Here is a 22663-nt window from a genome sequence, read left to right on the forward strand (position 1 = left end):
TCCTGTACCGCACGGCGGCACACCGGCCCCGTTCCCCCCGTACGGCCACCACGATGGTCCGAGGAGAGAGTGACGATGACCGAGGCTGCCGCCCGGCGAATGCCTGGAACACCTTGCTGGGTGAGTCTGATCGTGCACGGACTGAGCGCGACCCAGGACTTCTACGCCGCCCTGTTCGGCTGGGAGTTCGTGCCCGGACCGGACCAGTTGGGTCCGTACGTCCGCGCGCTGATTGACGGGAAAGTGGTCGCGGGCATCGGACAACTACCGCCCGAACGCCATCTGCCGGTCGCCTGGACGACTTATCTGGCCACCGACAACGCCGATGTCACGGCGGAGGTGATCCGCTCCTGCGGCGGCACGGTGGCCGTCGGACCGCTCGACGCGGGTGAAGCGGGCCGGCTCGCCATCGCCTCCGATCCCAGTGGCGCGGTCTTCGGAATCTGGCAGGCCGCCGCGCATATGGGTACGGCACTCGCGGGCGCCCACGGCACCCCGGTCTGGAACGAGCTGATGACCCGCGAGACGTCAACGGTCTGCAAGTTCTACCAGACGGTCTTCGGCTACGAGGCGGAGGCCGTGGTCTCGGCCGATTTCGACTACCAGACCCTGCATCTGCGCGGCCGCCCGGTGGCCTCGCTGCACGGCGTCGGCCACGCCCTGCCGCGCGACCGGGGACCGCACTGGATGACGTACTTCGAGGTCGAGGACACCGACGAGGCCGCCCATCGCGTGGTGGATCTCGGCGGATACATCCTGCAGCCGCCCCGGGAGGGGTCGACCGGCCGGGTGGCGACCGTGGCGGACCCGGAGGGCGCGGCGTTCACGATCGTGCGGTCGGCGGCCCGCTGAGCCGTCGGGCCGCGGGGCGGTCAGCCGGTGCGGACCCGTTCGACATGGCGGTGGGCGGGTCCGGCCAGTCGGGCGTGTATCTCGTCGAAGAGTTCGGACGCTTCGGTTCCGCTCCACTCCGCAGGCAGCAGTTCACGCGCCACGCCCGGGTCGAGGTAGACGAGCCGACGCCAGTCGGTGAGGACCCTGATGTACGTCGTGAACGCCTCGCGGTCCGTCACCGGTCCGCCGCTCGCGATCTGCTCGGCCACCGGGCGGTGCGCCGCGAGGAATTCGACGTACAGCCGCTGCAGCCGGACGGTGTCCCACCAGGAGCGGACCTTCGCGGCCAGGTCCGCTCCGCCGTCCTCGTCCCTGTCCATGTCCTGGTCCCTCGCCACGGAGAGGTAGTCGGCCCGGAACAGGTCGGCGTACGAACGCAGCCCGTGCCGGGCCAGCATGTCCTCCGCCTCGTCGTGCACATGTCCCGGTGCGATCCACACCCCGGCCGACACGGAACCGAAGCCGAGCCGGGTCAGCTGGGTGCGCAGGGTGTGCCGCTTGGCCCGTTCGGACTCAGGCACGGAGAAGACCACCAGCACCCAGCCCTCGTCCACCGTGGCCCTGCGGGCCGCGAAGATGCGTGGATCACCGTCGCGCAGAATGTGTTCGGTCTCGGGTGAGATCCGGTATCCGGCGGCTCCGGAGACCGATTCCGCGTCGAGCAGTCCGGCGCGCTTCAGCCGCGAGACCGAGGAGCGCACGGTGGGGCCCTCGACACCGAGGTCGGCGAGCAGCTGGATCAGCGAGGCCACGGACATCCAGCCGTCGGTGTCGCGCGCGTACAGTCCGTAGACCGTCACGATCAGCTGCCTCGGCTGCACCTTGCCCAGCGGGCCCGGTTCGGACTCGGCCTCTTTTCCGCTCACCGTGTTCACAGCGTCATCCTAAGCATCCCTACCCGACGCCGGAGGGGACGGTTCAGGCGGAGGAGACGGGCAGCACATCCGGTGAGAGCGCGCCCGCGCGGGCGCTCGCGCTGGTCGTCCTGCGCTGGTGGTGACGGCGGCACAACACCTCGTAACCGACCTCGCCCGCCTGCTGATTGACGTCCCCCACCACCACCTGTGCGCCCTCGACGACCATCTCGCCGCCGACCGTTCGGGCATTGTGCGTGGCCCGAGCGCCGCACCAGCAGAGCGCTTCGACCTGGAGCGTCTCGACCCGGTCGGCCAGTTCGATCAGTCGCTGGGATCCGGGGAACAGCTTGGTCCGGAAGTCCGTGGTGATACCGAAAGCGAAGACGTCCATGTCGAGGTCGTCGACGACACGGGCGAGCTGGTCGATCTGGACGGGGGCCAGGAACTGCGCCTCGTCCACGATCACGTAGTCCGCCCGGCCGCCCCGGCTTATGCGGTCGACGAGGTACCCGTACAGGTCCATGCCCTCATCGGCCTCGACGGCCTCGGTGACGAGGCCCAGGCGCGAGGAGAGCTTCCCCTCTCCCGCCCGGTCGTCACGAGTGAAGATCACGCCTTGCAGGCCACGCGCCGAACGGTTGTGGCCGATCTGCAGCGCCAGCGTGCTCTTTCCGCAGTCCATCGTTCCGGAGAAGAACACAAGCTCGGGCATGAGGGGCTGAGGACCTTTCGGGCGGGGCGAGGCAGGACCGGGAAAACGGTGGTGGAGGACCTGCGGTGGGAAAAACGCGGTTACGAGCGTACTTCGAGCAGCGGCACGAGCTGCTCGACGGGGGTCATCGAACCGTGCATGCCGACCATCGCGGACTCGTGCGGCTCATTGACCGAGGCCGTGATCACCACGTCGTCATGGGCCGCCGCGACGACATCGCCGATCCTGCCGTGGACACGTTCGTCGACCTTCGGGCCGAACCAGCCGGCCGCGATCGCCTCGTCCCGGCTCGCCACCCAGAACTGCTCCCCGAGCACTTCCCGCCAGACGGTCAGTACGTCGTTCTCGGCCCCCGGGACCGCGTACACATGCCGTGCCCGGCCCTCGCCACCGAGCAGGGCGACGCCCGCACGCAGCTCCCAGTCCTCGTCGAAGTCGATCCGGGACCGCTCGTCGAAGGGGATGTCGATCATGCCGTGGTCGGCGGTGATGTACAGCGCCGAGCGGGGCGGGAGCTGTTCGGCCAGCCGCCGGGCCAGGCCGTCCGCGTACATCAGCTGTCCCCGCCAGGCGTCGGAGTCCACGCCGAAGCGGTGGCCCTTGCCGTCGACCTCGCTGTAGTAGGTGTAGACGAGCGAGCGGTCACCCGCGGCGAGCCGTTCGGCGGCGACGTCCATCCGCTCCTCGCCGGACAGCCGGCCGAGGAACGAGCCCCCGCTGAGTGCGACCTTGGTGAGCGGGGTCTGCTCGAAGGCGGGCGCGGAGACCTGGGCGGTGCACACCCCCGCGGCCTCGGCGAGCGAGAAGACGGTGGGGTACGGCTGCCAGGCCTTCGGCGAGGTCCAGGGCTTCCAGCGGAGCTGGTTCATCAGCTCGCCGGTCTCCGGATTGCGCGCGGTGTAGCCGGGCAGGCCGTGCTCGCCGGGCGGAAGTCCGGTGCCGACCGAGGCCAGCGATGTCGCGGTGGTGGCCGGGAAGCCCGCCGTCACCGGACAGCCGGTGCCACCGCGCGAGGTGGGGAGCAGGGAGTGCAGAAACGGTGCCTCGTCAGGGTGGGCCTTGATCTGCTCCCAGCCGAGGCCGTCGATCAGGAACACGCAGTTCCGGTCGGCCGGGGTGAGTTCGGGGATCGCCGCGGTGAAGCCCGGTACGCCCTGTCCGGCGACGAGCGTGGGCAGCAGATCGCCGAGCGAGCCGCTGCCGTACTCCGGGACCGGGGCGGTGTCGACGGGGAGCAGAACGGGGTCCTGCCAGGCCGGCTGGGCCATCAGCGGCCGGTCGCCGCGGTCGCGGCCGTGGCCTCGGAGAGCGACTGCGCGAAGGCAAGGGTCTGGCGCACGGTGTCCGGACCGTCACCGGCCTCGCTGACCCGCAGGCTCAGATCGTCGGCGGTGGAGCTGCCGGTGTAACCGTGGTCGGCCTCGCAGTTGGGGTCGCCGCACGCGGCCGGCTCCAGGTCGATGCGGGAGACGGCGCCCCAGCCGATGGTGAGGACGACCTCGCGGGGCAGTGTGCCCGGTACGTACTTCTCGGGGTTGGCCACGACGCGGCTGACCACGACCGACGAGATCCGGTCGAGCTTGACCGACTCCGTGGAGGTGGTGGCGTACGGCGTCGGGGAGCTGGTGTCCGCGTTCTGCTCGTCGGTGTGGCTGACGATGAATCGGTTGTCCGTCAGGACCAGGACCGTGACATGGCGCCGCACCTCGTTGGAGTCGAAGGTGGTCTCCTGGTGCACAAGGTACGAAGCGACCGGCTCACCGCCCACGGCGGCCTCCACCGCCTCGGCCACGAGGGCCGGGTAGTAGCCACTGCGCTCGATCGCCGCGCGCAGCCCCTGGGTCGTCGTACCGGTCTTAGCCATGAGCACCATCCTACGGGGGACGGACGACTGCCGGGGACGTTGTGCGGCAGGGCCGACCTGGGCCGGAGCGGCGAGGCAACCCGTGCCTTCGCGCCCCTCCGGCGACGGATGTCGAGGCCTGCCGCTCCGGTCAGTAGTTGGGGAGCCGACGGGGGCCGAGGTCGGTGCGGGCCGGGGGCGGCGAGAGCCGGACGCTCGCACCGAGAACGGTCAGTCCCTGGGTGGCGACCACGACCGGTTCCAGGGCGATGGAGACCACCTCGGGATGGTCGTCGACCAGCCTGGACACCCGCAGCAGCAGCTCTTCGAGCGCCGCGGTGTCCACGGGCGCCGCGCCACGCCAGCCGAACAGCATCGGGGCGGCCCGGATGGACCGGATCAGCTCGGCGGCGTCGCGGTCGGTGACCGGAACGAGGCGGTGGGCGGTGTCGCCGAGGAGTTCGGAGGGCGCGCCCGCGAGTCCGAAGGAGAGGACGGCGCCCGCCGCCGGGTCGATCGCGGCCCGGACAACGGTGTCGACGCCGCGCGGCGCCATGGCCTGGACGACGGGCTGGAGTTCCGCGGGCTTGCCGAGCAGCTCGGTCAGTTCGCCGTATGCCCGGCGCAGTGCGCTCTCGTTGGCGAGGTCCAGCCGGACACCGCCGAGATCGGCCCGGTGGCGCAGATGAGGGGCGGTGGTCTTGAGCGCCACGGGACAGCCGAGCCGGGCCGCCGCGGCGACGGCGGATTCCGGGTCGGGGGCCGGAAGGGCCGGTCGCACGGTGATGCCGTAGCGGCCCAGGAGTTCCCGCGCCTCGTCGGGCGCGAGCGGCCGGCCCCGCGGGTCGGGGTCGGAGCCGAGCAGGGCGTGGATCAGGTCGGCGGCACCCTGCTCGTCGATGGTGTCGTCGAGGAACTCGGGCACCTTGCCCGGCACGGCGGCCTGCCGTCGCCACTGCGCGTACCTCACCGCTTCGGCCAGGGCCCGCACGGCCCGCTCGGCGGCGGGGTAGGCGGGGATCCGGCCGTTACGGGGGCCGGATCCGGGGCCGTCCTCGCCGTCCACTCTGCTCGCTCCGGTTGCGGCGGCATCCGGTGCCGCGGGCCGCGCGGGACCGGTGGGCCCGAGTCCGGGGCCGGATGCCGCAAGGGCAGGCGTGGGGTCGGTGGCGGTTCCCTGCGCGGAGGCGTTGGTTCCGGCGTCCGTGAAGGCGGGGGCTCCGAGGGGCCGCGCCGAAGGGCGCGGCAGCGCGACCGTGCTGGTGGCCGCGGCGAGAGCCTCCGCCAGGCCGCCGATCTCCACATGGACGACGGCCACCGGCTTGGCGGGGCCGGCGGCCGCAGCCGTGTGCAGTGCGGTCGCCAGCACCTCTCCGCCGCCCGATTCCGCCTCGCCGTCCTCTCCCACCCACGGGATCGCCGTCACGACGACCGAGTCGCAGCCCTCGTCGGCGAGTGCCTCGGCCAGGGCGTCCCGGAAGTCCTGCGGGGTGGCGGCGGTGGTGAGGTCGCGGGGCGGGCGCGGGCGAAGCCCCTCGGCCAGGCAGGCGTCGTACGTGAGCAGACCGAGCGACTCGGAGTTTCCGAGGATCGCGACCCGCGGCCCCGCCGGGAGGGGCTGGTCGGCGAGGAGGAGGCCCGCGTCGACCATCTCCGTCACCGTGTCGACGCGGATCACGCCCGCCTGCCGCATGAGCGCCGAGACCGTCGCGTCGGGGATCCGGCTGACCGGCACCGCGTGGCCGGGCGGAGTGGAGCCGCTGTGCCGGGCGCCCTTCACCACGACCACCGGCTTCACTGCCGCGGTGCGCCGTGCGAGGCGGGTGAACTTGCGGGGATTGCCGATCGATTCGAGGTACAGCAGGGCGACATCGGTGTCCGGGTCCTCGTACCAGTACTGGAGGAAGTCATTGCCCGAGATGTCGGCGCGGTTGCCCGCGGAGATGAAGGTGGAGAGGCCGGCGCCGCGCCGGTAGAGCCCGGAGAGCAACGCGATGCCGATCGCTCCGGACTGGGTGAACAGGCCGATACGTCCGGACGCGGGCGGCTCGGGGGCGAGGGAGGCGTTCAGCCGGACGGCCTCGGCGTTGTTGATGACACCGAAGGCGTTCGGGCCGATGATCCGCATCCCGTACGAGCGGGCCTGGCGGACGAGTTCCCGCTGTCGTTCCCTGCCTTCGGCTCCCCATTCGGCGTACCCGGCGGAGAGGACGACCAGGCCCTGGACGCCGTGCTCGCCGCAGTCGGCCACGGCCTCCGGAACCCGGTCGGCGGGGACGGCCACGACCGCGAGGTCGACCGGTTCGTCGATCTCGCCGACGGAACGGTGCGCGGGGACGCCGTCGATCGTGCCCCGGTCAGCGGGGAAGGCGCGATTCACGGCGTAGGCGCGGCCGGTGAAGCCGGCACCGAGGAGGTTGCGCAGGACCGTGCGGCCGACGCCGCCCGGAGTGCGGCCGACGCCGATGACGGCGACGGATCCGGGGGCGAGCAGTCGTTGCACGGAACGGGCCTCGGCGCGCTGCTCACGGCCACGCTGGACGGCGAGCGACTCCGCGGTCGGTTCGAGGTCCAGGGTGAGATGGACGGAACCGTCCTCGAAGCTGCGCTGCTGGGTGTAACCGGCGTCCCGGAACACCTTGATCATCTTGTTGTTGGCGGGCAGCACCTCGGCCGCGAAGCGGCGGATGCCCCGCTCGCGGGCGACGGCCGCGATGTGTTCGAGGAGCGCCGAGGCCACGCCCCGGCCCTGATGGGCGTCCTGGACGAGGAAGGCGACCTCGGCCTCGTCGGCGGGCGCGGAGGCGGGCCTGCCCCGCTCGTCGATCCGGTCGTAGCGGACGGTCGCGATGAACTCACCGCCGACCGTGACCGCGAGGCCCACCCGGTCGACGTAGTCGTGATGGGTGAAGCGGTGCACATCACGGTCGGACAGACGCGGGTACGGGGCGAAGAATCGGTAGTACTTCGACTCGTCGGAGACCTGCTCGTAGAAGCTGACCAGCCGTTCGGCGTCGTCCGTGGTGATGGGCCTGATCCGCGCGGTTCCCCCGTCTCGGAGAACGACGTCCGCTTCCCAGTGGTCGGGATACGCGTGATGCGGACTCTGCTCCGGCGAGGGGTGCATGGGCCAAGACTACGGCTCCGCCAGCGGTCGCGTAGGTCCTGGGGCCGGGGCAGTCTGAGGGGGCCGATCGGCGGTACGGTGCGGGTTTTGGGCGTGCTGCGGGTCGGCCGGAGCATCGCGCACCACATGAGAGACTGGTCTAGACAACCATTGATTCCTGAAGGGCAGAACCATGGCTGAGCGCCGCGTCAACGTCGGTTGGGCCGAGGGCCTGCACGCCCGTCCCGCTTCCATCTTCGTCCGTGCCGCCACGGCTTCCGGCGTGCCCGTGACGATCTCCAAGGCCGACGGCAACCCGGTGAACGCCGCCTCCATGCTCGCGGTGCTCGGTCTCGGCGCGCACGGCGGCGAGGAGATCGTGCTGGCATCCGAGGCCGACGACTCCGAAGCCGCCCTCGACCGCCTGGCGAAGCTGGTCGCCGAAGGGCTCGACGAGCTTCCGGAGACGGTCTGAACCATTTCCTGCGAGAGAGCCGCGGCACCCTTATTCGGGGCCGCGGCTCCACGCATTTCCGGGCGGGGGCGGTCGAAGAGAATTCGGGCAGCCCAAAGAAACCCGAACGGAATTGCCACTCTTTGTATACGGCGTGATCATTAATTCCGGACACCCGGAGTGTTTACGGAATGTTGCGAAGTCCTCACCCGGCCGGCGCGGGAAGCGGCCGGCTGACGGTCCGGCCGGCCGGCGCGGCGCAGCCGGTGCACGGTCGTGGCCCGTTCGGCATGCTGGGTGGCCAGCTTCCTCGCCCGTTCCGCGTCGCCGCGCGCCACCGCGTCCACAATGGCTCCGTGCTCCGCCCAGGAATCCACCGGGCGGGCCGGCTGATCGACCACGTACATCCAGGCGATCTTGTGCCGCAGCTGAGTGAGTGTCGCGATCAGGCTGGAACTGCCCGAGGCCTGCACCAACGTCTCGTGGAACCAGCCGCCCAGTGAGCGCAGGTCCTCCCCCTCGCCCCGCCCGGCCCGCTCCCGACCGAGCCTGACCAGACCGCGCAGCACCTTGAGATGCGCCTCGGTGCGGCGTTGCGCGGCGCGCGCGACACCCAGCGGCTCCAGCAGCGCCCGGACCTCCAGGAGGTCGGCGGCCTCCTGCTCGGTGGGCTCGGCGACACAGGCGCCCGCGTGCCGGCGGGTGACCACGAACCCCTCGGACTCCAGGGTCCGCAACGCTTCCCGCACCGGGACACGGGAGACCCCGTAACGGCGCGCCAGCAACTCCTCGGTGAGCCGGCTGCCGCGTGCGAAGACACCGGAGACGATGTCGTCACGGATTGCCGTGCATACCGAATGCGCCGGAATGCGCATGTCCGAACCTCCGCCTTAATCCCCGCGAAACGCAGCCGACCGACGCCTGTTCTGCGACTCTATTGCAATGCGGCCACATTTCCGATGCCAGGTGGAAATTCATGAATATCTTTTGGCCACAGAACGGTTCGGGGAGCAGGTACCGCGGGCGGGTGCGGAGGCCGGGCACGACGAAGGCCCCGGCGCGACGCCGGGGCCTTCGAAGGGGTGCTGCTGACAGGCCCCGGTCAGACGTTGACGCCGTGGGCGCGCAGGTACGCGACGGGGTCCATGTCAGAGCCGTACGAGGGCGTGGTCCGGGCCTCGAAGTGGAGGTGCGGCCCGGTGGAGTTGCCGGTCGAGCCGGAGAGGCCGATCCGCTGACCGGCACCGACGCTCTGGCCGACAAAGACGCCGATCGAGGAGAGGTGGCCGTACTGCGTGTACGTACCGTCCGTCATCCGGAGCACGATGTTGTTGCCGTACGCACCGCCCCAGCCGGCCTCGACAACTGTTCCTGCACCGACGGCGACGACGGAGCTGCCGGACGCGGCGTGGAAGTCGATGCCCGAGTGACTGCCGGAGGACCAGAGCGAGCCGCTGGACTTGTAGCCGGTGGTGACGTACGAGCCGGCGACCGGGAGCTGGTAGGCGCCCAGACGGGTGCGCTCGGCGGACCGGGCGGCACGCACCTTCTCGGCACGCGCCTCGGCCGCACGCTCCGCCACGGCCTTCGCCTCCGCGGCCTTCTTCTTGGCCTCGGCCTTGCGCCGGGCCTCCGCCTCAGCCTTGGCCGCGACATCGGCCTGACGCTTCTGCTCGTCGGCCTGGGCGGCGACCTGGTCGGCGAGTGCACCCTCGATGGCGATGATCTGGTTCAGACCGGTCTCGCTGACGGAGGGAGTCCCGGCGTCCGCGGCGAGGGCCGGCGAGGCCATGCCGCCGATGACTCCGGTGGTCGCCAGAGCCGCGGTGCCGGCGATCTTCGCGCTCCTGCGGGTCAGTCGGCTCGGGGCGCGATGCTTCCCGGTGGCACGGGTGAAAGCCATGGAGTGGCTGATCCTTTCCTTCCTTCTCGCCTACCGGGTTAGCTGACGGGTTCGGAGCAGGAAGGTCTCCTACGGACGCCCCGGCCTCACCGAGGATCAGGCATCCGATTCACCCCAGGGACTGCGTGGGTCCCCGGCTCCCCAGGCTCGCGCCTGACGGGGACTCGGCGATGACTGTCCGGTACGTCACGGTTGCGGCATACGAGTGGCGGACAGCCCAGCCGACGCTAAGCGGCGCCACTTTCATTCACCAAACGGACAGGCCGTTTTGTAGCGCATCCCACAGGGCAGACAGGCAACCACCCCACCAGAACGGACAAAAGGGAGACCCTGGCGAGATGTGACGCACAAGGACCTCCCTTCTGTTCCGGTATGCACACCTACGGCGAATCGGTGGACCTACCGGTGCGACCGGCACTCAGCCGGTGCGACCTGCTCTGCCGGATGCTCCGCTGCACCGACCCGCACATGGCCAGGAGCCCCGCCGGTGCCCGATCGAACGTGACAGTCAGCCGGCGATCTGTCACACGCGACCGGGCAGCCGGCCAGTCGGCGCCCGCACCCGCGCCGGGTCGGTCGTCCGGCATCCGGCATCCGGCATCCGCGACGGGGTACGACGACGGTCAGCCGGCGACCACCGACACCTCTCCGATGCCCAGCGCGCGGACCGGCTCCTCGATCCGCGCAGCGTCACCGACGAGGACCGTGACGAGCCGGTCTCCCGGGAAGGCGTTGACCACCGCTGCGGTCGCCTCGACCGTGCCGGTCTCCGCGAGCCTGGCGTACAGCTGTGCCTGGTAGTCGTCCGGGAGGTGCTGCTCGACCTGATCGGCGAGAGTGCCCGCGACGGAGGCCGCCGTCTCGAACTTCAGCGGTGCGACGCCCACGAGATTCTGCACGGCCGTCTCGCGCTCTTGATCGGTCAGTCCATCGGCCGCCAGGGTCCGCAGGACCGTCCACAGGTCCTCCAGCGCCGGTCCGGTGGACTCCGTGTCCACCGAGCCGCTGATGGCGAGCATCGCGGCGCCGGTCGCGCCCGAGGCGGAGTCCGGGGCCGACGACCGCAGCACCTGGGCGAAGGCCCGCACGCCGTAGGTGTAGCCCTTCTCCTCGCGCAGCACACGGTCCAGCCGGGAGGTGAGCGTGCCGCCCAGGCAGTACGTGCCCAGCACCTGGGCCGGCCACACGCTGTCGTGCCGGTCGGCGCCGATCCGGCCGATCAGCAGCTGCGTCTGCACCGCGCCGGGACGGTCGACGATCACCACTCGGCCGGTGTCGTCGGCGGTGATCGGCGGGGCCGGACGGGGCTCGGCGGCGTCGCCCGACCAATCGCCGAGGGTGTCGGCGAGCAGGGCGTCGAGATCGATGCCGGTGAGGTCGCCGACGACCACGGCGGTCGCCGTGGACGGCCTGACATGGGCGTCGAAGAAGGCACGCACGGCCGCCGAGTCGATCCGCTCCACCGTCTCCTCGGTGCCCTGGCGCGGGCGCGACATCCGCGCCGTGGCCGGGAAGAGCTCCTTGGAGAGCTGCTTCGCGGCTCGCCGGGCCGGATTGGCCTGCTCGTGCGGGATCTCGTCGAGCCGGTTGCGCACCAGCCGTTCGATCTCGCTGTCGGCGAAGGCGGGCGACCGCAGCGCCTCGGCGACCAGCGCGAGCGCCTTGGCCAGCCGGGAGGCCGGGACCTCCAGGGAGACCCGGACTCCGGGGTGGTCCGCGTGCGCGTCGAGAGTGGCGCCGCAGCGCTCCAGTTCGGCGGCGAACTCCTCGGCGGTGTGCTTGTCGGTGCCCTCGGACAGCGCACGCGACATGATCGTGGCCACGCCGTCGAGGCCCTCGGGCTCCGCGTCCAGAGGGGCGTCGAGGAAGATCTCGACCGCCACGACCTGCTGGCCGGGGCGGTGGCAGCGCAGCACCGTGAGGCCGTTGGGCAGGGCGCCGCGCTCCGGCGCGGGGAAGGCCCAGGGTCGTGCGACACCGGGGGCCGGCTGCGGGTGGTACTGCATCGAAACTCCAGTCGCGGCAGCGTCGGTCACTTGTCCGCCCCTTCGTGCGCGTCGGTGTCATCGGCGTCGGTCTCATCGGTGTCCGCCGCGTCCGCCGGCTCGGCCGTTTCGACCGGCTCGTAGACCAGCACCGCCCGGTTGTCGGGGCGCAGCTGGGCCTTGGCGACGGCCTGGACCTCTTCCGCGGTGACGTCGAGCACACGCTGTACCGCGGTCAGGGCGAGCTGCGGGTCACCGAACAGCACGGCGAACCGGCAGAGTTCGTCGGCGCGGCCCGCGACCGTACCGAGCCGGTCCAGCCACTCCCGCTCCAACTGGGCCTGCGCGCGCTCCATTTCCTCGGGCGTGGGGCCTTCGGCCGCGAACCGGGCCAGCTCCTCGTCGACCGCGGCCTCGATCTGCGGCACCTCGACACCGCCGGACGTCTTGACGTCCAGCCAGCCGAGCGAGGGGGCGCCGGCCAGCCGCAGCAGCCCGAATCCGGCCGCCACGGCCGTACGGTCACGGCGCACCAGACGGTTGTGCAGCCGAGACGACTCGCCGCCGCCGAGCACGGTCAGCGCGAGATCCGCCGCGTCGCACTCACGGGTGCCGTCGTGCGGCAGCCGGTAGGCGGCCATCAGCGCCCGCGCCGGAACCTCCTCGTGCACCTCTTCGCGCAGCTGCTCGCCGATGGTCTCGGGGAGCGTGCCGTCGCGCGGCGGCTGCTTGCCGTCGTGGGACGGGATGGAGCCGAAGTACTTCTCGATCCAGGCCAGCGTCTGCTCGGGATCGATGTCACCGACGACCGAGAGCACCGCGTTGTTGGGCGCGTAGTACGTACGGAAGAAGGCGCGCGCGTCCTCAAGGGTCGCCGCGTCCAGGTCGGCCATCGAGCCGATCGGCGTGTGGTGGTACGGGTGGCCCTCGGGATAGGCCAGGGCCGTCAGCTTCTCGAACGCCGTGCCGTAGGGAACGTTGTCGTAGCGCTGGCGCCGCTCGTTCTTGACGACGTCCCGCTGATTCTCCATGGACTCCTCGTCGAGCGCGGCGAGCAGCGAGCCCATGCGGTCGGCTTCCAGCCAGAGGGCCAGCTCCAGCTGGTGCGTGGGCATCGTCTCGAAGTAGTTGGTGCGCTCGAAGCTGGTGGTCCCGTTGAGCGAACCGCCGGCCCCCTGCACCAGCTCGAAGTGCCCGTTCCCCTTGACCTGGCCGGAGCCCTGGAACATCAGGTGCTCGAAGAGGTGAGCCAGACCGGTGCGTCCCTTGACCTCGTGGCGCGAACCGACGTCGTACCAGAGGCAGACCGCGGCAACCGGGGTCAGATGGTCCTCGGAGAGCACCACGCGCAGGCCGTTGGCCAGACGGTGCTCGGTCGCTGTCAAGCCGCCGGAGCCGACCCGGGCTGTGGCCGTGTGACCCATGGGCATGTACGTCCCTTCGATCGCGATACTGGATTTCCTGCGAGACCTGCCACTGTAAGCAAGCGCACAGACACCTGACGAAGTTCCCATACTGCGGAAGTTCGCGGGAAAGAGGGGCGTGCCCCCCTCCCGACGGGTCGTGAAACCACCCCGGCAGGGGTCCGGAGCGGCTCTTGGGACGGGTCGAGGTCGGCGATGTCAGTGCGGCGGTCCACAATGGTCGACGTCAGAACCTGAGGTTGCCCGAACAGAATCCGTGAAGGAGTCGCAGCAGCGATGGCCCGCCGCAGCACGAAGACCCCGCCGCCGGACGACTTCGAGGAGAAGATCCTCGACATCGACGTCGTCGACGAAATGCAGGGCTCCTTCCTTGAGTACGCGTACTCGGTGATCTACTCACGGGCCCTGCCGGACGCCCGTGACGGCATGAAACCGGTGCACCGCCGCATCGTGTACCAGATGAACGAGATGGGCCTGCGCCCCGACCGCGGCTTCGTGAAGTGCGCCCGTGTCGTGGGCGAGGTCATGGGCAAGTTGCACCCGCACGGCGACACATCGATCTACGACGCGTTGGTCCGTCTGGCACAGCCGTTCTCCATGCGGCTCCCCTTGGTGGACAGCCACGGCAACTTCGGCTCGCTCGGAAACGACGACCCGCCGGCCGCCATGCGGTACACCGAGTGCCGGATGGCCGACGCGACGTCACTGATGACGGAGTCGATCGGCGAGGACACCGTCGCTTTCCAGTCGAATTACGACGGCCAGGAGCAGGAGCCGACCGTTCTCCCGGCCGCGTACCCGAACCTCCTGGTCAACGGGTCGTCCGGGATCGCCGTAGGCATGGCGACCAATATGCCGCCGCACAACCTGGGCGAGGTCATCGCCGCCGCCCGGCATCTGATCAAGCATCCGGGTGCGGACCTGGAGACCCTGATGCGGTTCGTCCCCGGCCCCGATCTGCCGACCGGTGGCCGGATCGTGGGCCTGGGCGGCATCAAGGACGCGTACGCCGGCGGGCGTGGCACGTTCAAGATCCGCGCGACCGTCTCCGTGGAGAACGTGACGGCGCGCCGCAAGGGCCTGGTCGTGACCGAACTGCCCTTCGCCGTCGGACCGGAGAAGGTGATCGCCAAGATCAAGGACCTGGTCTCGGCCAAGAAGCTCCAGGGCATCGCGGACGTGAAGGACCTGACCGACCGCAAGCACGGCCTGCGCCTGGTCATCGAGGTGAAGAACGGCTTCGTTCCGGAGGCCGTGCTGGAGCAGCTGTACAAGCTGACGCCGATGGAGGACTCCTTCGGCATCAACAATGTGGCGCTGGTCGACGGACAGCCGCTCACGCTGGGGCTCAAGGAGCTGCTTGAGGTCTACCTCGACCACCGCTTCGACGTGGTGCGCCGGCGCAGCGAGTTCCGCCGTGGCAAGCGCCGTGACCGGCTGCATCTGGTCGAGGGCCTGCTCGTCGCGCTGATCGACATCGACGAGGTCATCCGGCTCATCCGGTCCAGTGACAACTCGGCGCAGGCGAAGGAGCGGCTCATCGAGCGCTTCTCGTTGAGCGAGATCCAGACGCAGTACATCCTGGAGACCCCGCTGCGCCGCCTGACCCGGTTCGACCGGATCGAGCTGGAGAGCGAGCGGGACCGGCTCAACGACGAGATCGACGAGCTGACCGCCATCCTCGATTCGGACACCGAGCTGCGCAGGCTCGTCTCCTCCGAACTGGCCGCGGTCGCGAAGAAGTTCGGTACCGACCGGCGTACGGTGCTGCTGGAGTCGGCCGGTTCGCAGGTCGCCTCGGTGCCGCTGGAGGTCGCGGACGACCCGTGCCGGGTGCTGCTGTCGTCGACCGGGCTGCTGGCCCGTACCGCCAATGACGATCCGATCGTCTTCGCCGAGGACGCCAAGCGGGCCAAGCACGATGTGATCGTTTCGGCAGTGCCGGCGACGGCCCGCGGCGATGTGGGTGTGGTGACGTCGACGGGACGGCTGCTGCGGCTCGCGGTGATTGATCTGCCCCGGTTGCCGGACACCCACGCCGCGCCCAGCCTTTCGGGCGGTGCGATGGTGTCGGAGTTCCTCACGCTGGAGAGCGACGAGGAGGTCATCTGCCTCACCACCCTCGACGAGGCCTCCCCCGGCCTGGCGATCGGCACCCTGCAGGGAATCGTCAAGCGGGTGGTGCCGGACTACCCGGCCAACAAGGACGAGCTGGAGGTCATCACCCTCAAGGACGGTGACCGGATCGTCGGCGCGGCCGAGCTGCGCACGGGCGAGGAGGATCTGGTCTTCATCACGTCCGACGCGCAGTTGCTGCGCTACCCGGCGGCACAGGTGCGGCCGCAGGGAAGGCCGGCAGGAGGCATGGCGGGGATCAAGCTCGCCGCCGACACGGTGGTGATCTCCTTCACCGCGGTGGATCCGGCGGTGGACGCGGTGGTGTTCACGGTGGCGGGTTCGCACGGCACGCTGGACGACTCCGTGCTGACGTGCAAGCTCACCCCGTTCGACCAGTATCCGCGCAAGGGCCGGGCCACCGGTGGGGTGCGTTGCCAGCGGTTCCTCAAGGGCGAGGACGTTCTGGTGTTCGGCTGGGCGGGCGCGACGCCTGCCCGCGCCGCGCAGAGGAACGGCGCGCCGACCGAGCTGCCGGAGCCGGACCCGCGACGCGATGGTTCGGGGACGCCGCTGGTCAAGCCGGTCGCGGTGATCGCGGGCCCGGTGTAGGCGATCGGACCGGAGACGGGCCTGGTATCGCTTGGTGCTGTGGTCGGAAAGGTTTGCCGGGAAGCTCGCGACGTCCGGTGCGGTGCGCCGCAAGGCGGAGGATCGCCCTCGTGTCGGACGCCCTCGCGTGAGGCGACAACGCGGCGAGGTGCCGTGCCGGGCGTCGCGAGCCGGTGAACCCTTCCGGTCACAGCACTGGCTAAGGTCTGTCCCGCAATCCGTGGTGGATCAGCGCGCGGCGTCAGATGCGGTGCATCGCAAGGCGAAGGGACGTCCGCATACTGGAGGTATGCGGACGTTCCGACAACGCGGCGAGGATGGGGCCTCCCCTGCTCGAACGCAGCCGAGAGCTTGGGGAAGTAGCTGGCGTCGCGCGCCCGCCAGGGATTGCGGGACAGACCTTAGGCGTCGTCGTCGGGCCGTTGTACGTAGCGCAGGACACCCCACATGCTTCGCTCATGTGCGGCGTCCTGCGTCGCGTCGGGTGTCGGCGCCGTGCTCTCGCGGCAGTCGGTCAGTTCCTTGTGCAGGGCCTCGGAGTCGATGCCTGAGCCGATCAGCACCAACTGGGTGAGGCGCGGTTCATCGCGCGTCCAGGGCTGCGGATCGAACCGCAGGAACCTGCCGACCGCGTGCAGGGCGTACTTGTTGCCGCGGTCGCCCATGCCGAAGTCGACGAACCCCTTGATCCGGTAGAGGCCCTGGGGCCTGGAGTCGAGAAAGTCCATCAGCCGACGGGGGTTCATGGGGACAGCCGCAGTGAAGGAGAGGCTCTCGTACGCGGCGTGCAGATGATGCCCGTGCCCGTCGGTCTCCTCCTCGGCCCGCTCCGCCAGCAGCAGATCCTCGAAGGTGAGCTGGCGTGCCCTCTCCTCGCCGTCCGGCCGCAGCGCCGGGTCGAAGAGCAGTTCGGGATCGATGCGGCCGTACGTGGCACAGATGACGGCTGCCGCGCCGCCACCCGCTCCCTCACCGGCGGCCGGGGCACCTGTCGCCGCGATGACGTCGCGGATACGGGCCTGTTCCTCGCTTCCCACCCGGTCCGTCTTGTTCAGGACGACAAGATCGGCGACAGCGAGATGGCGGTCGATCTCCGGATGGCGCCGCCGGGTGGCATCGAACTCCGCGGCGTCGACGACTTCCACCAGCCCCCCGTACACAATGTGCGGATTGTCGCTGGCCAGGAGCATGCGTACGAGTTCCTGCGGCTCCGCCAGCCCGCTGGCCTCGATGACGATCACGTCGAGGCGGGCGGCGGGCCTGGTCAGCGTCTCCAAGAAGGTGTCGAGCTCGCTCGCGTCGACCGCACAGCAGAGGCATCCGTTGCCCAGCGAGACCGTCGAGCCGACCTGCCCGGAGACCGTCATGGCGTCGATCTCGATGGCGCCGAAATCGTTGACGATCACACCGATCCGGTTTCCGGCACGGTTGCGGAGCAGGTGGTTGAGCAGCGTCGTCTTGCCGGATCCCAGAAACCCCGCAAGGACGATGACCGGGATCTGCTGCTTGCGGGGCGGGGACGACGGGTTCAACGGGGACCTTCCTCGGGGACGTCAGGGCGCCGGGACCGGCTGCGGCGGGGGCGTGCCGACGTATCGGGCCGCCGGACGGATGATCTTCGAGTCCTCCGCCTGCTCCAGGATATTGGCGCTCCAGCCGACCACCCGCGCCGCGCAGAACGTCGGCGTGAACATCTCGCGCGGCAGCCCGCACAGCTCCATGACGACTCCGGCGTAGAACTCGACGTTGGTGTGCAGCTCACGGCCCGGCTTGAGCTCCGCGAGGATCGTCTCGACCTGCCGCTCGACCTCGACGGCGAAGTCGACGAGCGGGCCGCCGAAGCCCTGGGCGATCCCCCGGAGCATGCGTGAGCGGGGGTCCTCGGTGCGGTAGACGGGGTGACCGAATCCCATGATCCGCTCACCGGCGAGTACCCGTTCGCGGATCCAGCCGTCGATGCGGTCGGGGGTGCCGATGGCGTCCAGGGTGTCGAGGGCGCGACTGGGCGCTCCGCCGTGCAGCGGTCCGGAGAGCGCGCCGACGGCCGCCACCAGACAGGCTGCGACGTCGGCGCCGGTGGAGGCGACCACCCGGCCGGTGAAGGTCGAGGCGTTGAAGCCGTGGTCGACCGTGGAGATCAGATACTGCTCCACGGCCCTGACGCGTGCGGCGTCCGGGACGGAACCGGTCAGCATGTACAGGTAGTTGGCCGCGTACGGCAGGTCGTCACGCGGCTCGACCGGTTCGAGGCCCCGGCCGAGCCGGTGCAGGGCCGTCAGCACGGTGGGGACGGCGGCACAGGCGATCAGGGCGTCACCGCGACGCCGGGTGGCGTCGATGTCGTACACCGGCTGGAAGCCGGCCGAGGCACCGAGGAGCGAGAGGGCGGTACGCAGACCGGCCAGGGGTCCGGAGACGGCTCCCGCTCGGGCTATGGCGGGCAGGGCCTCCCGTACTTCCGCGGGCAGCCGCCGCAGCCCGGCGGTGCGGGCGGCGAATTCGACACGGGCTGCGGCATCGGGCAGCGCGCCCTCGGACATCAGGTACCAGACGTCCTCGAAGCTGCGGGTCTGTGCGAGTTCGATCGCCGAGTACTGCCGGTAGTGGTAGAAGCCCTCGCGCCCGCGGACGTCCCCGAGGGCCGTGTCGGTGACGACGACGCCCGCAAGCCCTCGGGGTACGTCGAGCGGGGTTCCGTCGGTGGTGGTCTGCATCTCTTCCTCCGTGCGCGTCCCGGCGAATGCATCAATATTGATTTGACCATCCATGATTGACTTCAATCCTGTCAACGTTGATTGAATCAATATGGATACGGTTGGCGGCATGAAGGATCAAGCAGCGCCCGGCGACGTCCCGGCCGCGTCCGTTCCGCAACGGCTCAGCACCCGCGAGACGGCCGAACGGCTCGGCGTGAAGCCCGAGACGGTGTACGCGTACGTCAGCCGGGGGCAGCTCACCAGCAGACGCGCTCCCGGCGGACGCGGCAGCACGTTCGACGCCGCGGAGGTCGATGCGCTGGCCCGGCGCACGGGACGCCGCGAGCCCTCCCCCGCCACCGGCGATCTGGTCTTCCGCACCGGCATCACTCTGATCGACGGCGACCGCTACTACTTCCGCGGTGTCGACGCGACCGAACTGGCCGGGCAGTACGCCTACGAAGAGGTCGCCGAATGGCTCTGGACCGGCGAGCTGCGGCCCGGCATCCGCTTCACGGCACCTGCCGAAGCACTGTCCGCGGCGCGCCGGGCAGTCGGGTCGCTGCCCGCCCACAGTGGCTCGACGGACCGGCTGCGGGTGGCCGCGATCGCCGCGGCGACGGCCGACCCACTCCGCTTCGACCTCTCGCGCGGAGCGGTGCTCGCCGGCGCGCGGAGCCTGATCCCGACCCTGGTCGAAGCCCTGCCCCTGGCCACGGGCGAGCGTTCTGCGGATGGCGCATCCGAGGGGGTGGCGGACGGGACCGGGGCCCCACTGGCACGGCGACTGTGGCCGAAACTCAGCACTCGACCGGCCGACGGGCCGTCGATCGCCGCACTGGACACCGCCCTCATCCTGCTGATCGACCACGATCTCGCGGCGTCGACGCTGGCCGCCAGGGTCGCGGCGTCCGCCCATGCCCATCCTTACGCGGTGGTCTCCGCGGGCCTCGGGGTTCTGGAGGGCCCGCTGCACGGCGCGGCGAGCGGCCTGGCACACCGGATGCTGACCGAGGTCCTGGAGCGGGGCAGCGCGGTCCCGGTGGTCGCGGACCATCTCCGTACCGGACGCAGGGTGCCGGGACTCGGCCACCGCCTCTACCTCTCCGAGGACCCTCGGGCCCAGACCCTGTTCGCCCTGCTCTCGGACGTTCCACAAGCGGCTCCGGCGCTCGCCGCAGCGCGCGACGTGGTCACGACGACCGCCCGTCATGCGCCCCTGCACGCCAATGTCGACCTGGCACTCGCCGTGCTCTCGGTCTCCTGCGGCATGGCCGCGGATGCGGGCGAGACCGTGTTCGCCGTGTCGCGCACGGCCGGCTGGATCGCGCACGCGCTGGAGGAGTACGGGGAAAGGCCGCTGCGTATGCGGCCCAGCGGCCAGTACACAGGTCCCCGGCCCCCTCAGCCGCTGCCCACCGCCACAGATGTCCCGCCCCGGTCTCCCGGCGGTCCGCACAGCACGGAACGGTGACGGCCGGCGCGCAGCAGAACGGGGCGGCTGCTCGGTGGCGCGCCCCGCACCACCGATGCCGGCTCGAAGAACAGTCCGTCGGACGGCGCGGAGGGTTCCCGAACCGCACGGGGAACGGCACGACGGCGCGCACGGCTCCGGACCCGAGTGGATCGCCGACGCTGCTGCCCGGACGCCGGGGACGCCCTGGTCGAGCAGAAACCAGCAAAGGAACGGGAATTTCGGAAAGCATCGGAATGCCCTCTACCGTTCATACGATGAGTGCCCCACCGGCCACCGTCAGGAGAGCGCGTCGGCTCGGCCGGCCGCAGCGGGTCTTCTCCCAGGTCCTGCTGATGCAGCCGGCCATCGCCACCGGTGTCACCGTGCTCGCCACCGGTCTCTTCCTGGCACCCCTCAGCTCCCAGCTCGACGATCAGGCGATGCGCCGTGCACTCGCCATCGCCCAGAGCACGGCGGCCCAGCCGCAGATCACCGAGTCGCTGCTCGCCACCGCCCCGGACCCCGCCGGGCCCGTACAGGCAGCGGCCGAGCGGATCAGACATGCCACAGGTGCCGAGTACGTCGTCGTCATGGACCGGCGCGGGGTGCGCTGGTCGCACACCGACATCGACCAGATAGGCGAGGTCGTCTCCACCGACCCGAGCGACGCGCTCGCGGGCCGGAACGTGATGGAGATCGACAGCGGCACGCTCGGCCGCTCGGCCCCGGGGGAAGGTGCCGCTGCGCGACGAGGCGAACCGGATCGTGGGCGCGGTCTCCGTCGGTATCGCGTACGACAGTGTCCGCGCCCGGCTCCTCGCGGCGATTCCCGGACTGCTCGCCTACGCGGGCGGGGCACTCTCCGTCGGGGCCCTCGCCGCTTATCTGATCTCCCGGCGCCTCCAGCGGCAGACCCACGACCTCGCCTTCTCCGACATCTCCGCGCTGCTGACGGAGCGCGAGGCGATGCTGCACGGCATCCGGGAAGGGGTCGTCGCGCTCGACCGGACCGGCCGCATCCGGCTGCTGAACGACGAGGCCCAGCGGTTGCTCGGGCTCGGCCCCGATGCTGCCGGACGCCCGCTCGACTCCGTGCTCGGCGAGGGGCGGACTGCCGATGTGCTGGCCGGCCGCGTGGTCGGCGAGGATCTGCTGACGGTGAGGGGGACCCGGGTCCTGCTCGCCAGCCGGATGCCGACCGACGACGACGGCGCCGTCGCCACCCTCCGCGACCGCACCGAGCTCGAACACCTCGGCCCTGAGCTCGATTCCACCCGTGGTCTGATCGACGCTCTGCGGGCCCAGGACCACGAGCACGCCAACCGGATGCACACCCTCCGGGGATTGCTGGAACTGGACATGCACGAGGACGCCCTGGAGTACGTCACCGAGATCGTCGGTGTCCACCGGGCCACAGCCGAGCAGGTCACCGAGAAGGTGCGTGACCCGCTGCTGGCCGCACTCCTGGTCGGCAAGGCCACGGTCGCGGCGGAACACGGCGTCGCCCTGCGCATCGCCCCCGGAACCCGGCTCCCGGACTGCCTCGTGGACCCCCGTGGGCTGGTCACCGTCGTCGGGAATCCGGTGGACAGCGCGCTGGACGTGGCGGCCGGAACGGACGGCCCGCTGATCGAGGTGGGCCTGCGCGCCGAGGGCCGTACGGTGGTGCTGCGGGTCCGCGACAACGGCCCCGGGGTCCCGTCCGGGCAACGCGAGGCAATCTTCACGGAGGGGTGGTCGACGAAGGAACTCCCCGCGCACGGCAAGCGCGGCCTGGGTCTCGCGCTGGTGCGGCGGCTGGCGGAACGGCAAGGGGGCTGTGTCACTGTCGGCGAGGCCCCGAACCGTGGCGCCGAGTTCACCGTCGTAATGCTGGAAGCCCTCGCCGACCCGGACGCAACAGGCCCGTGGACGACGACGTCCGGGTCGTCAAAGTCAACGCGGCCTATGTCGCCAGGGTGCCGGGGGTTCCGGGTGACCGCCCAGGCGCACTCCACTGCCGAAACCCTCGCCACGATCGAGGAACGGCGCGTGGACCTGGTCCTGCTGGACCACCACATACCCGGCCGCAGCGGTCTGGCGATGGTGCGGGAACTGCGCAGGCTCGGCCACCACACCGATGTGATCACGGGTGACCGCGGCGCGCGATGTCGCCACCGTCCAGGAGGCCATGCGGCACGGCGCACTGCAGTACCTGGTGAAGCCGTTCACCTACGCGAGGTTGCGTACCAAGCTGGAGGCCTACGCGGCGCTGCGTCACACCCGTGAACGCGGCGGCGAGGCCGAGCAGGGCGAGGTGGACCGACTCTTCGGCGCCCTGTGGGCGGCGGGCGAACCCGACCGGCCCAAGGGCCACTCACCGACGACTGCGGAACTCGTCAGGCAGGTGGCTCAGCAGCGCCGAAGGGCCGCTCTCCGCGCAGCAGATCGCGGAAAGCGCCGGGATGGGCCGACAGACGGCTCAGCGCTATCGGAAGCTGCTGGAAAGGACCGGCAGGGTGCGGCTGACGCTGCGGTACGGCGAGACGGGCCGCCCGGAACACCGCTGCACCTGGTCCACCGGCGGAGAGGCCTGAGACCCCCGGGCCGCACGGTGCGAGCGCTCG

Annotated in this window: 15 protein-coding genes, 2 pseudogenes and 1 riboswitch; of the genes and pseudogenes, 6 read left to right on the plus strand and 11 right to left on the minus strand. The window is 70.7% G+C overall.

From position 1 onward, the window contains the following. Positions 1-75 precede the first annotated feature (75 nt). Positions 76-852, plus strand: a complete 777-nt coding sequence (locus ACZ68L_RS24460; RefSeq protein WP_469580153.1) for a VOC family protein — start codon at positions 76-78, stop codon at positions 850-852. Between the two features lie 20 nt (positions 853-872). Here the strand turns inward: ACZ68L_RS24460 and ACZ68L_RS24465 are convergent, their stop codons facing one another. The 5 genes from ACZ68L_RS24465 to ACZ68L_RS24485 form a co-directional block, all read right to left on the minus strand. Next, on the minus strand, positions 873-1769 hold the full coding sequence (locus ACZ68L_RS24465) for a PaaX family transcriptional regulator (RefSeq protein ID WP_469580156.1): 897 nt from the start codon (positions 1767-1769) through the stop codon (positions 873-875). Between the two features lie 43 nt (positions 1770-1812). Then, positions 1813-2463: a thymidine kinase gene (locus tag ACZ68L_RS24470; RefSeq protein WP_469580158.1), complete on the minus strand. Its 651-nt coding sequence runs from the start codon at positions 2461-2463 to the stop codon at positions 1813-1815. An 80-nt stretch (positions 2464-2543) separates the two neighbouring features. Next, a complete protein-coding gene (locus ACZ68L_RS24475; RefSeq protein WP_469580161.1) occupies positions 2544-3731 on the minus strand; it encodes an alkaline phosphatase family protein in 1188 nt (395 codons plus the stop codon). After that, entirely contained in the window at positions 3731-4327 is a 597-nt protein-coding gene (locus ACZ68L_RS24480) for a DUF5998 family protein (RefSeq protein WP_376272361.1), read from the minus strand. Before ACZ68L_RS24480 ends, ACZ68L_RS24475 begins: the two co-directional genes overlap by 1 nt. Before the next feature lie 130 nt (positions 4328-4457). Next, complete coding sequence (locus tag ACZ68L_RS24485; RefSeq protein WP_469580165.1) at positions 4458-7433, minus strand: bifunctional acetate--CoA ligase family protein/GNAT family N-acetyltransferase; 2976 nt, start codon at positions 7431-7433, stop codon at positions 4458-4460. 172 nt (positions 7434-7605) lie between these two features. Here ACZ68L_RS24485 and ACZ68L_RS24490 point away from each other — a divergent pair, with 172 nt between their 5' ends. Beyond that, positions 7606-7887, plus strand: a complete 282-nt coding sequence (locus ACZ68L_RS24490; protein WP_093898943.1) for an HPr family phosphocarrier protein — start codon at positions 7606-7608, stop codon at positions 7885-7887. 140 nt (positions 7888-8027) lie between these two features. Here the strand turns inward: ACZ68L_RS24490 and ACZ68L_RS24495 are convergent, their stop codons facing one another. The 4 genes from ACZ68L_RS24495 to ACZ68L_RS24510 all read right to left on the minus strand — a co-directional run bounded on the left by ACZ68L_RS24495 (position 8028) and on the right by ACZ68L_RS24510 (position 13184). After that, positions 8028-8741 carry a GntR family transcriptional regulator gene (locus tag ACZ68L_RS24495; RefSeq protein ID WP_469580168.1) on the minus strand — a complete coding sequence of 238 codons (714 nt, stop codon included), beginning with the start codon at positions 8739-8741 and terminating at the stop codon, positions 8028-8030. A gap of 227 nt (positions 8742-8968) precedes the next feature. After that, entirely contained in the window at positions 8969-9769 is an 801-nt protein-coding gene (locus ACZ68L_RS24500; RefSeq protein ID WP_469580171.1) for a M23 family metallopeptidase, read from the minus strand. A 13-nt stretch (positions 9770-9782) separates the two neighbouring features. Continuing rightward, positions 9783-9949: riboswitch (cyclic di-AMP (ydaO/yuaA leader) on the minus strand. Positions 9950-10392: 443 nt separating this feature from the next. After that, positions 10393-11775 (minus strand): M16 family metallopeptidase, encoded by a 1383-nt coding sequence (locus ACZ68L_RS24505; protein WP_469580174.1) that lies wholly within the window; start codon positions 11773-11775, stop codon positions 10393-10395. Positions 11776-11801: 26 nt separating this feature from the next. Next, a complete protein-coding gene (locus ACZ68L_RS24510) occupies positions 11802-13184 on the minus strand; it encodes a M16 family metallopeptidase (protein ID WP_469580176.1) in 1383 nt (460 codons plus the stop codon). Between the two features lie 270 nt (positions 13185-13454). Here ACZ68L_RS24510 and ACZ68L_RS24515 point away from each other — a divergent pair, with 270 nt between their 5' ends. Continuing rightward, positions 13455-15905, plus strand: coding sequence for a DNA gyrase/topoisomerase IV subunit A (locus ACZ68L_RS24515; protein ID WP_469580179.1), 2451 nt, complete (start codon positions 13455-13457; stop codon positions 15903-15905). A gap of 401 nt (positions 15906-16306) precedes the next feature. Here ACZ68L_RS24515 and ACZ68L_RS24520 read toward each other — a convergent pair whose 3' ends face one another. Together ACZ68L_RS24520 and ACZ68L_RS24525 are read right to left on the minus strand one after the other, a co-directional pair. Then, entirely contained in the window at positions 16307-17437 is a 1131-nt protein-coding gene (locus ACZ68L_RS24520) for a CobW family GTP-binding protein (protein WP_469580182.1), read from the minus strand. Positions 17438-17458: 21 nt separating this feature from the next. Further along, positions 17459-18619 carry a citrate synthase/methylcitrate synthase gene (locus tag ACZ68L_RS24525; RefSeq protein WP_469580184.1) on the minus strand — a complete coding sequence of 387 codons (1161 nt, stop codon included), beginning with the start codon at positions 18617-18619 and terminating at the stop codon, positions 17459-17461. A gap of 109 nt (positions 18620-18728) precedes the next feature. Between ACZ68L_RS24525 and ACZ68L_RS24530 the strand changes: the two genes are divergently transcribed. From ACZ68L_RS24530 to ACZ68L_RS24540, 3 genes and pseudogenes are all read left to right on the plus strand, one after another. After that, positions 18729-20075: a citrate/2-methylcitrate synthase gene (locus tag ACZ68L_RS24530; protein WP_469580187.1), complete on the plus strand. Its 1347-nt coding sequence runs from the start codon at positions 18729-18731 to the stop codon at positions 20073-20075. A gap of 257 nt (positions 20076-20332) precedes the next feature. After that, a pseudogene (locus ACZ68L_RS24535) lies at positions 20333-21983 on the plus strand (ATP-binding protein); the annotation flags it as partial. Next, positions 21965-22633, plus strand: a pseudogene (locus ACZ68L_RS24540) (response regulator). The pseudogenes ACZ68L_RS24535 and ACZ68L_RS24540, both read left to right, overlap by 19 nt. The last annotated feature ends 30 nt before the right edge of the window (positions 22634-22663 follow it).

Source organism: Streptomyces sp. NPDC104309, assembly GCF_055584025.1.